This window comes from Bradyrhizobium sp. NBAIM08, assembly GCF_020193935.1.
GTDB classification, from domain to species: domain Bacteria; phylum Pseudomonadota; class Alphaproteobacteria; order Rhizobiales; family Xanthobacteraceae; genus Bradyrhizobium; species Bradyrhizobium yuanmingense.
The window spans coordinates 1-397 of record NZ_JADYVR010001062.1 but is presented as its reverse complement, the minus strand read 5'-3'; the positions used below and the strand labels follow the sequence as shown (position 1 = coordinate 397).

Sequence of the window (397 nt, the reverse complement as noted above, 5' to 3'; positions counted from 1 at the left end):
ACTCAGTACGGCGTCCAGCAGCGTGTCTGCGGCGGCGTGCTCGAGCGATGACAATGCCAACAGAGGAACATCGAGCGGCGGGCGCTCGCTGCTTTGCGGACGGAACGCAAACAGCCGGAACACCGGGTGCGTGCTGCTCCACGCCAACACGCGACTCCACAACCACCCGAGCGACCGATCCATCCATTGTGCGTCGTCGATCTGGATGACGATCAGGCGCTCGGCGCTCACCGCGTCGAGCAAGTCGATCAGTGCCACACTCAGCTGAGCTCTGAGCCATTCCGGGCTGGCTCCGGGAGTCGTTGCCTCCTCCGCGAGCGTCTCATCCATTCCGCTGCAACGACGAAGTCGCTGAAGATGTTCGGGATTGCAGCCCGAAGACCCACGCAGGGTGAGG

At 63.7% G+C, this 397-nt stretch carries 1 protein-coding gene; it reads right to left on the bottom strand.

Annotated features, from left to right (window positions below; all coding sequences use genetic code 11):
* A partial coding sequence (locus tag I6F37_RS43475) for a hypothetical protein (protein WP_225154907.1) occupies window positions 1-258 on the bottom strand: 258 nt, incomplete at its 3' end.
* Window positions 259-397: the final 139 nt, after the last annotated feature.